Below are 13,917 nucleotides of genomic sequence, written 5' to 3' on the forward strand. Positions count from 1 at the left end.
TCGTACTATGGCGCTTTCCGTAGACCACGGCTGAGGCGATCGAGGGGGCGTACAGGTGGCTCCAGTCCGCCGGCGCGGCATCACGGCCACCGCACTGCTGACCCTGCTGCTCACCGCGGCGGCCTGCGGTCCGGTCGCCGACCGGCAGCCGGGCGACCTGCGGGTCGGGTACGACAGCCTCGACGGCGACCTGGCGGTGTGGCCGCCGCGCGGCGCGCTCGCGGGCGACGCCACCGTGACCGCGGCGGTGACCGGCGCGGTCCGCGACTGGCGGTCGCCGGCCGAGGACCGGGTGCACCTGCCCACGTCCGGGATCCTCTGGTCCGGTGAGGTGGACGGCGCGCCGCTGGTGCTGGTGGCCGCCGACGTGCCCGGCGAGAGCGCGTCCTGGCTGCTCCAGGTCACCGTCGACAGCGGCCGGTACGCGGTCACCCGCGCCGCCGAGTACACCGACCCCGGCTACCTCGTCTACTCCGACGTGCTTCCCGTGCACACCGTCGCCGGCCGGCGCTACCTGACGTCGAGCCGGGTCGAGCGGCTGCTCGGGCCGGACGGCCGCGCGCTGCGCAACGTCGACGGCCTCACCGAGCCGGTGGACGTGCCGGCCTGCCGGGCCGTCGGGGTGACCGCCACGCTGAAGGCGACCGAGTCGCTGCCCCGGGGCCGGTCCGCCGACCGGCTGCTCGACCTGGGCACCGGCACCACCGACCCGCGCTATCCGCTCGTGCGGGACGAGAGCGGCTCCGGCAAGCGGGCCCTCAAGGGCCTCGACACCTGCGTGCTCGCCGGCGAGGAGGGCCCGTTCGGCAGCGTCCCCCGCCGCATCGGCGACCGGGACGCGCCGCGCTCCACGCCGTCGTCCTGGCCGATGTCCAAGCTGGCGGTCCGCACCCTGGGCGAGGTCGCCCTCGGCGGCGGCGAGCCGGCGGAGCTGGAGCAGCTCAGTTGGGAAACCGCGGACGGGACGATGACCGCGGTGGTCTACCGCCCGTCCGACGGGGGCCCGCCGGTGCTCTCCCCCGCCGACCGGTCCAGCCCGCTGCAGGCGTACGCGCTGCCGGTGCCGGGGCAGCCGCTGGCGGTGCTGAGCTGGCGGGCCACCCGGGACAGTTCCCTGTCGACGCCGCCGGAGACCCCGCGCCTGGTGGACCGGCCGGGCCTGGTCGTCGTGCCGATGCCGACCCGCTCGGAGACGTTCAGCCTGGCCGAGACGGAGAAGACCCACTACCGCTCCCTCGGCGGCCGCTGACCCACCCCGCCCCGCCCCGCCCCGCCCCGCCCCGCCCCGCCCCGCCCCGGCGATCTTGCACTTCCTGCCCAGGCAAAAAGGCATTCGCGGCACAAGGGTGGCCGAAAGTACAAGATCGGCGCGGCGGCGGGACGAGCGCCCGGGGAGGTCCGGCCCCCCCGGGGGGGGGTGGCGGCACGCAGGCGGCGGGTGGCCCGGGAGGGCCGCCCGCCGCCTGCGTTCGGTGCGTCAGTTCTGCGCGGTCGCGTCGTCGGCGGTGATGACCGGCTCGACCGGCTCGACGTCCAGCCGGGAGATCCAGCCGGTGACGTCGCGGGCCACGTCCTGGGCGGTCAGGCCGAGGTCGGCGAGGATCTGCGCGCGGGTGCCGTGCGGGTGCCAGTCCGCCGGCACGCCGAGGTCGCGCAGCGGCACCCGGACGTCGGCGTCCCGCATCGCCTGGGCGAGGGCGTCGCCGACGCCGCCGACCCGCACGCCGTCCTCGACGGTGACCACGAGGCGGTGCCCGGCGGCCAGCTCGACCAGCTCGGCCGGGACCGGCCGGACCCAGCGCGGGTCGACCACGGTGACGCCGTAGCCCTGCCCGGCGACGCGGGCGGCCACCTCCATGCCGAGGTGCCCGAAGGAGCCGACCGCGACCAGCAGCACGTCCGTACGCGCCGACTCGGCCAGCACGTCGACGGTGCCGACCCGGCGCACGGCTGGCAGGTCGGCGGCGACGGTGCCGGTCGGGAACCGGACGATGGTCGGGCCGTCGTCGACGGCCACCGCCTCGCGCAGCTCCTCGCGCAGGGTGGCGGCGTCGCGGGGCGCGGCGATCCGCAGGCCCGGCACGACCCCGAAGACAGACATGTCCCACATGCCGTAGTGGCTCGGCCCGTCGGGGCCGGTGATCCCGGCCCGGTCCAGCACGAAGGTCACCGGCAGCTTGTGCATCGCCACGTCCAGCAGGACCTGGTCGAAGGCGCGGTTGAGGAAGGTCGCGTAGACCGCCACCACCGGGTGCAGCCCGCCGAGCGCCAGGCCGGCGGCCGAGGTGGCCGCGTGCTGCTCGGCGATGCCCACGTCGTACACCCGGTTCGGGTGCTTGCGGGCCAGCTTGGCGATGCCGGTCGGCTCGGCCATCGCGGCGGTGATGCCCACCACGTCGGGCCGCTCGTCGGCGATCGCGACCAGCTCGTCGGCGAAGACGTGGGTCCACTTCACCGAGGGGGCGGCCACCAGCTTGCCGGTCTCGATGTCGAAGGCGCTACCCGGGCCGTGCAGGCAGTCCGCCTCGTCCTCCTCGGCCGGGCGGTAGCCGTAGCCCTTGCGGGTGACGGCGTGCACGATCACCGGGCCGCCGAAGTGCTTCGCCGCGCGCAGCGCCGACTCGACCGCCACCACGTCGTGGCCGTCGACCGGGCCGACGTACTTGATGCCGAGGTCCTCGAACATCGCCTGCGGGGCGACCGCGTCCTTGATGCCCTTCTTGACCGCGTGCAGCACCTCGTACATCGGCCTGCCGACCAGCGGCGTCGAGCCGAGCGCGTCCTTGACGGTATCGAGGACCTTCTCGTAGCCGGGGTTGAGCCGCAGCGAGGAGAGGTGGTCGGCGAGCCCGCCGATGGTCGGCGCGTACGACCGGCCGTTGTCGTTGACCACGATGACGAGCGGGTTGCCGGCGGTCGCGATGTTGTTCAGCGCCTCCCAGCACATGCCGCCGGTGAGCGCGCCGTCGCCGACCACCGCGACGACGCTGCGCTGCTCGCCCCGCAGGGCGTACGCCTTGGCCAGCCCGTCGGCGTAGGACAGGGCGGTGGAGGCGTGCGAGTTCTCGACCAGGTCGTGCTCGCTCTCGGCCTGGCTCGGGTAGCCGGAGAGGCCGCCGCGCTGGCGCAGCTTGTCGAAGCCGACCTGCCGCCCGGTGAGGATCTTGTGCACGTACGCCTGGTGGCCGGTGTCGAACAGGAGCCGGTCGCGCGGCGAGTCGAAGACGCGGTGCATGGCCAGCGTCAGCTCGACCACGCCCAGGTTGGGGCCGACGTGCCCGCCGGTGCGGGAGACCTTGGCGATCAGGAAGTCACGGATCTCGGCGGCGAGGATGTCCAGTTCCTCGGCGGACATCCGCTTGACGTCCTGCGGACCCCGGACGGTGGCCAGCAGCCCGGCGTGGTGGACCGTGCCCTCTTCAACACTCATGACGGAAGAGTCTATCGGCCGCCGCACAGTCCGCAGCCTGGCCGGGATCATCGCCGCCCGGTCGGGGTGCTGAGCGCCCGGTCAGCCGCGGATCCGCCCGGCCCGCTCCACCCGGCCGGGCGAAGCCCCCGGTCCGCCCGCCGTCGTCAGGGGCGGATCCGCAGCCGGCGGGGCGCGGCGGCGGCCGGCGCGTGCCGGCCCGCCGGCCCGGACGGGGTCCAGGAGCCGAGCACGGCTGCCCGGGTGGCGCCGGTCACCGAGGGCAGCGCGCCGGGCAGCCCGTGCCAGGAGAGCCAGCCCAGCAGCGCGAAGGCGTACGCCTCCTTGGCCTGCGCCGGGACGCCCAGCTCGTCGGTGGTGCGCAGCCGCCACCGGCCGGCCCCGAGCGCGGCCAGCCGGGCGGTCAGGGTGGGGTTGCGCACCCCGCCGCCGGCCGCCACCACCTCCGTGACGCCGTGCCGGTCGCACTCGGCGGCCACCACCCGGGCGGTCAGCTCGGTCAGGGTGGCCAGCACGTCGTCGGCGGGCACCGGCTCGCCGAGGGCGGCCAGCCGCGCGTCCAGGTAGCCGGCGTGGAACAGCTCCTTGCCGGTCGACTTGGGCGGCGGCGCCGCGTAGTACGGCTCGGCGAGCAGCGCGGCGAGCAGGCCGGGGTGCACCCGGCCGGCCGCCGCGCGGGCGCCGTCGAGGTCGCAGGGCCGGCCCAGGAGGCGCCGGGCCGCCGCGTCGAGCAGCGCGTTGGCGGGCCCGACGTCGTACCCGAGCACCGGCGCGCCCGGCGCGACCACGGTGAGGTTGGCGATGCCGCCCAGGTTGAGCGCGGCGCGCGGGGCCGCGCCGTCGGCCGGGTCGAGCAGCAGCGCGTCGAACGCCGGGACCAGCGGCGCGCCCTGCCCGCCGGCCGCGACGTCCGCCGAACGCAGGTCACTCAGCACGGGTACGCCGACCCGGGCGGCCACCCGCGCCACCGTGCCCAGTTGCAGGGTGCCCCGGGCCCGCCCGCCGTCGACCCAGTGGAAGACCGTCTGCCCGGGCGAGACCACGGCGTCGACCGCGCCGCCGGCCAGCTCGACGCCGACCGCCGCCGCCTCGGCGAAGACCTCGCCGAGGCGGTTGTCCAGCCGGCAGACCGCCTCGATCGTGGTGGCCTGCGGCGGCAGCAGCGCCCCGATCTCGGCACGCAGCGCGTCGTCGTAGTCGAGGCCGCGATGCCCGAGGGGGCGCAGCCAGAGCGTGTCGCCCTCGACGGTGAACTCGGCGGCGGCCACGTCCACCCCGTCGTACGAGGTCCCCGACATCAACCCGACGATCTTCATGTAAGGAAGGGCCCCTTCTTATCGGATCCGGTAGAGGAAGGGTCCCCTGCTAACACAAGGTCGGGCGGGAGGAGCAGACCCACCAGCTCGACGTGCTGGGTCATCGGGAACAGGTCGAAGCCGCGCAGCGCGGCGAGCCGCCACCCCGCCCCGGCGAAGGTGTGCACGTCCCGGGCGAAGGCGGCCGGGTCGCAGGCCACGTACGCGACCGCGCGCGGACCCGCGGCGACGACGTCCCGCACCACCCGGGCGCCCGCGCCGGAACGCGGCGGGTCCAGCACCACCACGTCAACGGGGCCGGTGACCCGGCGGCGGGCGAGCGCGGCCTCCACGCGGGCCGGCACGAGGTCGACCCGGGGCAGGTCGCGCAGGTTCTCCCGGGCCGCGGCGACGCCCTGCTCGGCGGACTCCACCAGGGTGACCCGGCCGGCGTCGCCGACCCGGCCGGCCAGCGCGGCGGCGAAGAGGCCCGCCCCGCCGTAGAGGTCCCAGGCGGTCTCCCCCGGCCGGGGGTCGAGCAGGTCGAGGACCGCGTCGACCAGGGTGTCGGCGGCTGCCGGATGGACCTGCCAGAACGACGACGCGGGCAGGACCCACTCCCGGCCGACGGCGACCTCGCGGACCCGCTCCGGCCCGCGCACCGGGCGCGGCACCCCCTCGGCGACGGCGGTCACCGCCACGTCCCCGCCGGTGGAGGCGACCGTCTCGACCGCGTCCGCCGCCGGCCAGCGCGCACCGCTCGGGGCCAGCACGGGCAGCTCCTGGATCGCCGGGTGGGCGATCAGGCAGCGGTCGATCGGCACCACCTCGTGCGAGCGGTGCTTGAGCAGCCCGGCCCGGCCCGCGGCGTCGACGGCGTAGCGGACCCGGGAGCGCCAGCCGAGCGGCCCGCCGGGCAGCGCCGCGACCCGGACGCCCAGCGCGTCCACCTCGGCGTCGGTCAGCCCGCCCAGGCGGGTGAGCTGCTCGCGCACCACCGCGGCCTTCCAGCCGAGCTGGGCGGCCGGGGCGACGTGCTGCAGGTCGCAGCCGCCGCACCGACCCGGCTTCGCGTACGGGCAGGGCGGCTCGACCCGGTCCGGGGCGGCCTCGAGCACGGTCACCGCGTCGGCCCGGACGAACCCCTTGTGCACCTCGGTGACCTCGGCGACCACCCGCTCGCCGGACAGCGCGTGCCGGACGAAGACCACCTGGCCGTCCACCCGCGCGACGCAGTGCCCGCCCGGGGCGACCGCCCCGACGGTCAACTCGACCCGCTCGGCCTCCTCCAACCCCCGGCCGTCCCGCGCCCCGGTCACCGCTCACCCCCACCGCTCGGGCCGCCCTCGCCGGGCGGCGCGGACACGACCGGCGGGACGCTCGGCGGCAGGGTGCCGCGCGGCGCCACCCGGGGCCCACGGGCCGGTCCCCGGCTCAGCGTGGCGTCCAGCCGGTCCAGGTCCTTGCTCGCCGTCGAGGCGAGCTGCCACGGCACGCTGGTCACCATCACGCCCGGCTCGAACAGCAGCCGGCCCTTGAGGCGCAGCGCGCTCTGGTTGTGCAGCAGGTGCTCCCACCAGCGCCCGACCACGTACTCGGGGATGAAGACCGTGACCACGTCGCGGGGCGACTCGCGGCGGACGCCGGCCACGAAGTCCAGGATCGGGCGGGTGATCTCCCGGTACGGCGAGTCGACCACGGTCAGCGGGACGGGCAGGTCCCGCAGCTCCCACTCCTGCTGCAACTCCCGCGTGTCCTTCTCGTCGACGTTGACGGTCACCGCGGTCAGCGTGTCCGGCCGGGTGGCCCGGGCGTACGCGATCGCCCGCAGCGTCGGCTTGTGCAGCTTGCTGACCAGCACGACGGCGTGGTTGCGGGCGGGCAGCACGGCGCGGCCCTCGTCCGGCGGGGTCAGCTCCGTGGCGACCCGGTCGTAGTGCCGGCGGATGGCCAGCATCAGCACGTAGATCATCGCCATGGCGGCGATGGCGATCCACGCGCCGAGCAGGAACTTCGTGACCAGCACGATGACCAGCACGGTGCCGGTCATCGCCATGCCGAAGGCGTTGATCGCCCGGGACCGGAGCATCCGCCGGCGCGCCTGCGGGTCCCGCACGGTCCGCAGGTGCCGGTTCCAGTGCCGGATCATGCCGGCCTGGGAGAGGGTGAAGGAGACGAACACGCCGACGATGTAGAGCTGGATGAGCCGGGTCACCTCGGCCTGGAAGCCGACGATCAGCACGATCGCGGCGACGGCCAGGAAGACGATGCCGTTGGAGAAGGCCAGCCGGTCGCCGCGGGTGTGCAACTGCCGGGGCAGGTAGCGGTCCTGGGCGAGGATCGAGCCGAGCACCGGGAAGCCGTTGAACGCGGTGTTCGCGGCCAGGAAGAGGATCAGCGCGGTGACCCCGGCGACCACGAAGAGCAGCACCGAGCCGGAGCCGAAGACCGTCTCCCCGAGCTGGGCGGTGACGGTCTTCTGCACGTACCCCTCGGGGCCGGAGATGATCTGCAGCTCCGGGTCCTCGACGAACTGCAGGCGGGTGAGCTTGGACAGCCAGATGATGCCGACGAGCATGGCCACCGAGATGGTGCCGAGCAGCAGCAGCGTGGTGGCCGCGTTGCGACTCTTGGGCGCCTTGAACGCGGGCACCCCGTTGGAGATCGCCTCCACGCCGGTCAGTGCCGCGCAGCCCGAGGAGAAGGTGCGCAGCAGCAGGAAGACCAGGGCGAAGCCGGTGACGCTGTGCTCGGCCTGGATCTCCAGGCCGGCGCTGGGCGCCCGCAGGTCGTCACCGAGCACGAAGACCCGGACCAGCCCGGTGAGCAGCATCCCGACCATCACGATGATGAAGCCGTAGGTGGGGATCGCGAAGGCCGTGCCGGACTCCCGCAGGCCGCGCAGGTTGACCGCGGTGAGCAGCACCACCGCGGTGACCGCGATCAGCACCTTGTGGGTGGCCACGAACGGCACCACCGAGCCCAGGTTGGCCACCCCGGAGGAGACCGAGACGGCGACCGTGAGCACGTAGTCGACCAGCAGCGCGCTGGCCACCGCGACGCCCGCCCGGGGGCCGAGGTTCACCGTGGCCACCTCGTAGTCGCCGCCGCCGGAGGGGTAGGCGTGCACGTTCTGCCGGTAGCTGGCCACGACGGTGAGCATCACCACCACGACGGCCAGGGCGATCCACGGCGAGAAGAAGTACGCCGAGGCGCCGGCGATGGAGAGGGTCAGCAGGATCTCGTCGGGCGCGTACGCGACGCTGGAGAGCGCGTCGGACGCGAAGACGGGCAGCGCGATGCGCTTGGGCAGCAGCGTGTGCTTGAGCCGGTCGGACCGGAACGGTCGACCGAGGAGCAACCGCTTCAGCAGCGAGGTGGGTCTGGCCACAACCGCCAAGAGTACGACGCCCCGGGCGGGCGGCGCGGGGTGGCCGAGCACGGGGCGGTGAACCGGCGGAGTACCGTCGGTCCCCGCCCCCGCCGGGAACGTGGCAGGCTCGCAGACGACACGCTCACCGGTCGGGCGGTTGCGCACCTTGAGGAGGGACGCGGTGCATGTCGTGATCATGGGTTGTGGCCGGGTCGGCTCGACCCTCGCCCACAGCCTGGAGTCCCGGGGCCACTCGGTCGCGGTCATCGACCAGGACTCCGACGCCTTCCGCCGGCTCGGCCCCGAGTTCGCCGGGATCACCGTCACCGGCGCCGGTTTCGACGGCGAGGTGCTCCGGCAGGCCGGCATCGAGCGCGCGGACGCCTTCGCGGCGGTCTCCAGCGGCGACAACTCCAACATCATCTCGGCCCGGCTGGCCCGCGAGACGTTCGGCGTCTCCCGGGTGGCGGCCCGGATCTACGACCAGCGCCGGGCGCAGGTCTACGAGCGGCTCGGCATCCCCACCGTGGCCACGGTCCGGTGGACCGCCGACCGGATGCTGCGGCACCTGGTGCCCGAGGGGAACGTGGAGATCTTCCGCGACCCGACGAGCACGGTGTCGATCGTCGAGGTGCCCGTGCACAAGGACTGGATCGGCCGGTCGGTGCTCGCCCTGGAGGATGCGACGGGGGCCCGGGTGGCGTACCTGATCCGCTTCGGCATCGGCACGCTGCCGACCGTGTCCACCGTCGTCCAGGAGGGTGACCAGCTCTTCATGCTGGTCACCGACGACATCGCCGGGACGGTCACGTCGGCGGCGGCGGCGCCGCCGGAAGGAGGGCTCTGAGCCATGCGCATCGCCATCGCCGGCGCCGGCAACGTGGGCCGCTCGATCGCCCAGGAGCTGATCGACAACGGCCACCAGGTGATGTTGATCGAGCGCCAGCCCAAGATGCTCCGGCCCGACCGGGTGCCCGCCGCCGAGTGGGTGCTGGCCGACGCGTGCGAGCTGACCAGCCTGGAGGAGGCCAACGTCGCCGGCTGCGACGTGGTGGTCGCGGCCACCGGGGACGACAAGGTCAACCTGGTGGTCTCGCTGCTGGCCAAGACCGAGTTCGCGGTGCCCCGGGTGGTGGCCCGGGTGAACCGGGCCGAGAACGAGTGGCTCTTCACCGAGCAGTGGGGCGTCGACGTCGCGGTGAGCAAGCCGCGGGTGATGGCCGCCCTGGTCGAGGAGGCGGTCACCGTCGGCGACCTGGTCCGGCTGATGACCTTCCGGCAGGGCGAGGCGAACCTCGTCGAGATCACCCTGCCGCCGACCGCGCCGTACGTCGGGCAGCCGCTGCACGCGGTGCCGCTGCCGCGCGACTCCGCGCTGGTGGCGATCCTGCGCGGCAAGCGGGTGCTGGTGCCCAGCCCGGACGACCCGCTGGAGGCCGGCGACGAGCTGATCTTCGTCTGCACCGCCGAGGTGGAGGACGCGGTCCGCGCGGTGGTGCTCGGGCCGGACAGCGTGGAGCGGACCCGCGAGCAGCGCTGACGGCGCGGCGGCGAGCACCGGCGCTCGCGGGGCTCCGCCACCCGGGCCGGCGTGCCGCACCGGGCCGCCGCACTCGGCCGCCGTGCCCGCGTGGCGGTACGGGCGCGCACCGAGTGGGCGCGCCCGTCAGCCGGGCAGCGGGGCGGGCCGGGGCTCCCGGGTCACCCGGCGGACCGTCCAGACCGTGATGAGCAGCAGCAACGCGTACGGCGGGTAGCCGAGCGCCAGCCGGGCGACGCCGAGCGCCGTTTCCATGTTGGCCGCGGCGGCCTCGTTGCCGGCGTCGTCGAAGTGGCGGGCGGCGAGGTAGAGCGCCGCCTGCACGCCGACCTTGGCCAGCCAGACGACGCCCCAGAGCACGGTCAGCCCGGTGAACGTCCGCACCAGGCGCGGGTCGTCGCGCCACTCGGAGCGCCCCTTGGCCACCAGCACCGACCAGATCCACCCCACCAGGGGCTGCCGGACGGCCGCCGAGACCAGCAGGGCCAGCCCGTAGCCGATGCCGTAGAGGATGCCGGGGAGGTAGAAGTCGCGTTCGTCGCCGGTGCGCCAGGCGATCGCGGCGCCGATGGCGACGCCGAACAAGCCGTTGACGGCGTGCCGGACGGGCCGCCGCTGGGCCAGCCGGAGCCCGGCGATCACCAGCGCCACCGCCACCGAGGCGATCACGGCGGGCCGCAGCTCACCGACGACGTTGGCCACCACGAAGACGACCACCGGGATGCTGGACTCGACCAGGCCTCGCCAGCCGCCGAGTTGGTCGGCCATCTGCTCGGCGAGGGTGGGCAGCCGCTCCTCGTCCTCCGGACCGCTCTCCGGCTGCGCCGCCCGGTGTTGTCCCGTCGTCATCGCACGCCTTCCGTCCGCCGCGCCCACCGGGTCACTTCGGCGGTTCCAGCTCGTAGTACGGGTTGTAGATCACCTTGCGGTCGTCACGCACCGCCACCCGCCCACGGGCGGTCAGGTGCCGGCCCGGCTCGATGCCGGCGATGTGCCGCCGGCCCAGCCACACCAGGGTCACCACGTCGCTGCCGTCGTAGAGGTCCGCCTCCAGCGTGGGCAGGTTGGTCCGCGGGGTGTAGACCACCGTGCGGAGCCGGCCGGCGACCGACACCACCTGCCCACGCAGGCACTCCCCGACCGGCTTGCCGCCGTGCTCGGCGCACTCCCGGCGCAGCTCCTGCGCCTCGATCTCCGCCTCGCTCGCGGTGAGTCGTCGCAGCATGCGGCGCAGCGAGCCCCGGTCCTCGTCGGTCGACATGACCTCCGCGTCACCCTCTCCACGCTGGCCGGCGCTGCCGGCACGGGCCTGGCACCCGGCGGCGCCGGGACCGTGCCGCCAGCGTACGCCGACGGGCCCGGTCCCGGCGTCGCCGGTGACGGGCGGTCAGGCCTCGCGCGGCCCGGGAGCGGGGTTGCCGCCGGCCGGCGCCCCGGCACCGGCCTGGTCGGCGACGTCGCGGGGCAGCCGCAGCGGCAGCGGCTCGCGCACCGGCTTCGCCTCCTGCCCCCGGTCGACCACCAGGCCGTCGAGGCACTCGGCGAGCGGGCCGGCGGCGGCCGGGTTGGTCGCCGCCTCGCCCTGGTAGACGCCGCGGACCATCCAGCGCGGCCCGTCGATGCCGACGAACCGCAGGTCGGTGATCCCGTCCTGGGTGCGCACCCGGGCGTGCAGCTCGGTGCCGTACTCGCCCTCGACCTCCTGGGCCGCCGCGCCGTCGTTGAACAGCGACTGGCGGATCTCCTCGCGCACCTCGTCCCAGATGCCCTCGGAGCGCGGCGCGGCGAAGACGCCGAGCTGGAGCGCGTTCTGGCCGTGCACCAGCACGACCTGCTGGATCACGCCCTCCGGGTCCGCCTGCACCCGCACCTCGACGTCACGCACCGCGGGGATCTGCAGGCTGCCCAGGTCGAGCCGCTGCACCCCGGCGGGCGCCTCCGAGACGTCGTACGGGCCGCGCGCCAGGGCCGCCGGGGCCGACTCGGTGGAGTCGAGGACCTCGGTCGTCCGCTCGTCACGGGCGTTCCGTCGGGCATCGTCCCGCTTACGGGAGAAGATCACTGCGCCCACCCTCCGCTGTTCGCACTCACCCTGCCACCTCTTCCGTCCGTCCGCCTGCCCGGTCCCGCTCGTCCGGCCGCCCGTCCGGCACGTCCGGCGCCCGCCGCCCGTCCGGCGCCCGGAGGGCCGCCGGGGACGGCACCAGGCCGGCGTGTCCGCCGGTGGAGCCGTGCCCGCCGGTCCCACGCCGGGACGTGGGCAGCTCGGGCACCGGCTGGAAATCGGCCCGCGCCACCCGCTGGACAACGAGCTGGGCGATCCGATCGCCACGGGAGATCTTCGCCGACGCCTCCCGATCATGGTTGATCAGGTTGACCAGGATCTCACCCCGGTAGCCGGCGTCGACCGTACCGGGCGCGTTGAGCACCGTCACCCCGAGTCTGGCCGCGAGCCCCGATCGGGGGTGGACCAGGCCCACGTACCCCTCGGGCAACGCGATCGCCACCCCGGTCGGGACCAGGGCCCGACCGCCGGGTGGCAGCTCGACGTCCGCGGCCGCCACCAGGTCGGCCCCGGCGTCACCGGGATGGGCGTACGCCGGCAGCGGCAGCTCCGGGTCGAGCTGCCGTACGGGCACGGGTACGACGTCGGTCACGGTTCCCCTCTTCCGTCCGGTTCGTGGGGTGACCCTGACATCCTGCCGGTTCCGCCGGCCGCCGTGCGCCGTACCCTGGCAGGAGTGAGCCTGTCGCCATCCTCGCCGTCCCCGGCGTCGCCCACCGCGGCGCCCCCGGAGCACACCGAGCGGCTCGGCCTGCCCTGGTGGCTGTGGCTGGGCGGGCTGGCCGCGGCCACGCTGCTGGCCGTGGAGCTGTGGATGGGCGCCCCCGGCGTGCGTGCCTGGCTGCCGTTCGTGGTGCTGCTGCCGACGGCCGTCGCCTGCCTGGCCTGGCTGGGCCGGATCCGGATCGCGGTACGCGACGGCGAACTGCGGGTGGACGACGCCCGGCTGCCCGTCCGGTTCGTCGCCGACGTCGTCCCGCTGGACGCCGCCGGCCGGCGTGAGGTGCTCGGGGTCGGGGCCGACCCGCTGGCGTTCGTGGTGCAGCGGCCGTGGGTCCCGGGCGCCGTCCAGGTGGTCCTCGACGACCCGGCCGACCCCACCCCGTTCTGGGTGGTCAGCACCCGCCATCCGGTCGAGCTGGCCGAGGCGGTCCTCGCCGCCCGCGACGCCGCTCGTTCCTGAGCCGCCCCCGCGCCCGTCCCGCCGCCCGGCTGTCCCGGGCCCGTTCCCCGGCCTGGCCTTCGGTCCCCGGGCCTGGTCTTCCCGCATCCTTCCCCGGCCCTGACGGGGCGTCAGGCGGGGCCGGGGAGGGCCGGCGGGCCGCCGGGGAGGGCGGGGCTCCTGCGGCGCAGGTCGCGGCGGAGTTCGTCGGCCATTGTCCGGGTGGCCCGGCGGTTGAGGTAGCTCGCCACCGCCGCCCCGGTGAGGAAGGGGCCGAGCGTGGTCAGGTTGCGGCCGAAGCGCTTGAGCAGCATGTCCCGCAACTCCTTGCGGGCGGCGGTGCCGAGCACCGCGCCCACCCCGACGCCGGGCATCATCGGGTTGATCCCGCGCTGGCCGGCCCAGGACTGCACCAGCGCGACCGCCCGCTGGGTGCCGCCGGGTGCCAGCGGCACCCCGTAGACCTCGTGCAACTCGCCGATCAGCTTGAGCTCGACGGCCACCACGGCGACCGTCTCGGCGGCGAGCAGGACCGGCGCGGAGAGCAGGGTCGGGGTGACGGCCCACTCGACCGCGGCGACTCCCCCGCCGGCGGCGCCGATCCCCGCCGTCGTCCGCGCGGCGTTGCGCACCAGCCGCTCGGCCAGCGCCTCGCCGTCCAGGCCGTCGAAGTGGCGACGCAGGGTCGCCAGGTCCCGCACGGGCACGTGCGGGGCGATCTCGGCGACCGTGTCGACCATCCACCGGACGGCGGTCTTCGGCTTGAACAGGTCGCCCAGCCCGCGCGCCCGCGCCTGCCCGACGAGCCGGCCGAGCAGTTGCCGCCGGCGGGCCGGTGCGACGTCGTCGGCGGTCAGGGCCGCGACGGTCGCGCCCAGCTCGTCGTCCGCGCCGGGCAAGGCGTCCGAGCCGGGCACGGCGTCCGAGCCGGGCACGGCGTCCGAGCCGGGCACGGCGTCGCCCCGGCTCCCGTCCGGGTCGCCGTCGCGTGCGCCCTCGGCACGGGTCCGGTCCGCGCCGCGCGTGCCGCGGGGCTCGCTCCGCTCGCTCAT

At 75.3% G+C, this 13,917-nt stretch carries 13 protein-coding genes; 4 read left to right on the forward strand and 9 right to left on the reverse strand.

From position 1 onward, the window contains the following. The first annotated feature begins 55 nt into the window (after positions 1 to 55). Positions 56 to 1,249 carry a hypothetical protein gene (locus ACGF5G_RS21700; RefSeq protein WP_393265330.1) on the forward strand — a complete coding sequence of 398 codons (1,194 nt, stop codon included), beginning with the start codon at positions 56 to 58 and terminating at the stop codon, positions 1,247 to 1,249. A gap of 228 nt (positions 1,250 to 1,477) precedes the next feature. On the opposite strand, the gene dxs is transcribed toward ACGF5G_RS21700, so the two are convergent. From dxs to ACGF5G_RS21720, 4 genes are all read right to left on the reverse strand, one after another. Continuing rightward, the gene (dxs, locus tag ACGF5G_RS21705) at positions 1,478 to 3,430 is read right to left on the reverse strand and encodes a 1-deoxy-D-xylulose-5-phosphate synthase (RefSeq protein ID WP_393265332.1); all 1,953 of its coding nucleotides are present in this window, start codon (positions 3,428 to 3,430) and stop codon (positions 1,478 to 1,480) included. 146 nt (positions 3,431 to 3,576) lie between these two features. Then, a complete protein-coding gene (locus tag ACGF5G_RS21710) occupies positions 3,577 to 4,746 on the reverse strand; it encodes an anhydro-N-acetylmuramic acid kinase (protein WP_393265335.1) in 1,170 nt (389 codons plus the stop codon). Further along, positions 4,743 to 6,044: a class I SAM-dependent RNA methyltransferase gene (locus ACGF5G_RS21715; protein WP_393265338.1), complete on the reverse strand. Its 1,302-nt coding sequence runs from the start codon at positions 6,042 to 6,044 to the stop codon at positions 4,743 to 4,745. Before ACGF5G_RS21715 ends, ACGF5G_RS21710 begins: the two co-directional genes overlap by 4 nt. Continuing rightward, on the reverse strand, positions 6,041 to 8,116 hold the full coding sequence (locus ACGF5G_RS21720; RefSeq protein WP_393265340.1) for an APC family permease: 2,076 nt from the start codon (positions 8,114 to 8,116) through the stop codon (positions 6,041 to 6,043). The genes ACGF5G_RS21715 and ACGF5G_RS21720 overlap by 4 nt, the downstream gene beginning before the upstream one ends. A 163-nt stretch (positions 8,117 to 8,279) precedes the next feature. On the opposite strand from ACGF5G_RS21720, the gene ACGF5G_RS21725 reads away from it, so the two are divergent. Then, a complete protein-coding gene (locus ACGF5G_RS21725; protein WP_393265342.1) occupies positions 8,280 to 8,945 on the forward strand; it encodes a potassium channel family protein in 666 nt (221 codons plus the stop codon). Between the two features lie 3 nt (positions 8,946 to 8,948). Then, positions 8,949 to 9,638, forward strand: coding sequence for a TrkA family potassium uptake protein (locus ACGF5G_RS21730; RefSeq protein WP_350681297.1), 690 nt, complete (start codon positions 8,949 to 8,951; stop codon positions 9,636 to 9,638). A 126-nt stretch (positions 9,639 to 9,764) separates the two neighbouring features. Here ACGF5G_RS21730 and ACGF5G_RS21735 read toward each other — a convergent pair whose 3' ends face one another. From ACGF5G_RS21735 to dut, 4 genes are all read right to left on the reverse strand, one after another. Then, positions 9,765 to 10,487, reverse strand: a complete 723-nt coding sequence (locus tag ACGF5G_RS21735; RefSeq protein ID WP_393265345.1) for a DUF3159 domain-containing protein — start codon at positions 10,485 to 10,487, stop codon at positions 9,765 to 9,767. 31 nt (positions 10,488 to 10,518) lie between these two features. Beyond that, positions 10,519 to 10,899: an OB-fold nucleic acid binding domain-containing protein gene (locus ACGF5G_RS21740; RefSeq protein ID WP_350681301.1), complete on the reverse strand. Its 381-nt coding sequence runs from the start codon at positions 10,897 to 10,899 to the stop codon at positions 10,519 to 10,521. 126 nt (positions 10,900 to 11,025) lie between these two features. Beyond that, positions 11,026 to 11,700 (reverse strand): DUF3710 domain-containing protein, encoded by a 675-nt coding sequence (locus ACGF5G_RS21745; protein WP_350710991.1) that lies wholly within the window; start codon positions 11,698 to 11,700, stop codon positions 11,026 to 11,028. Between the two features lie 25 nt (positions 11,701 to 11,725). Continuing rightward, positions 11,726 to 12,295 carry a dUTP diphosphatase gene (dut, locus tag ACGF5G_RS21750; RefSeq protein ID WP_393265348.1) on the reverse strand — a complete coding sequence of 190 codons (570 nt, stop codon included), beginning with the start codon at positions 12,293 to 12,295 and terminating at the stop codon, positions 11,726 to 11,728. 90 nt (positions 12,296 to 12,385) lie between these two features. Here dut and ACGF5G_RS21755 point away from each other — a divergent pair, with 90 nt between their 5' ends. Further along, positions 12,386 to 12,886: a DUF3093 domain-containing protein gene (locus tag ACGF5G_RS21755; RefSeq protein ID WP_393265604.1), complete on the forward strand. Its 501-nt coding sequence runs from the start codon at positions 12,386 to 12,388 to the stop codon at positions 12,884 to 12,886. A gap of 110 nt (positions 12,887 to 12,996) precedes the next feature. Here the strand turns inward: ACGF5G_RS21755 and ACGF5G_RS21760 are convergent, their stop codons facing one another. Continuing rightward, positions 12,997 to 13,917 (reverse strand): hypothetical protein, encoded by a 921-nt coding sequence (locus ACGF5G_RS21760; protein ID WP_393265351.1) that lies wholly within the window; start codon positions 13,915 to 13,917, stop codon positions 12,997 to 12,999.

The sequence above is a fragment of the Micromonospora sp. NPDC047730 genome, from assembly GCF_043204765.1.
Classification (GTDB): Bacteria; Actinomycetota; Actinomycetes; order Mycobacteriales; family Micromonosporaceae; genus Micromonospora.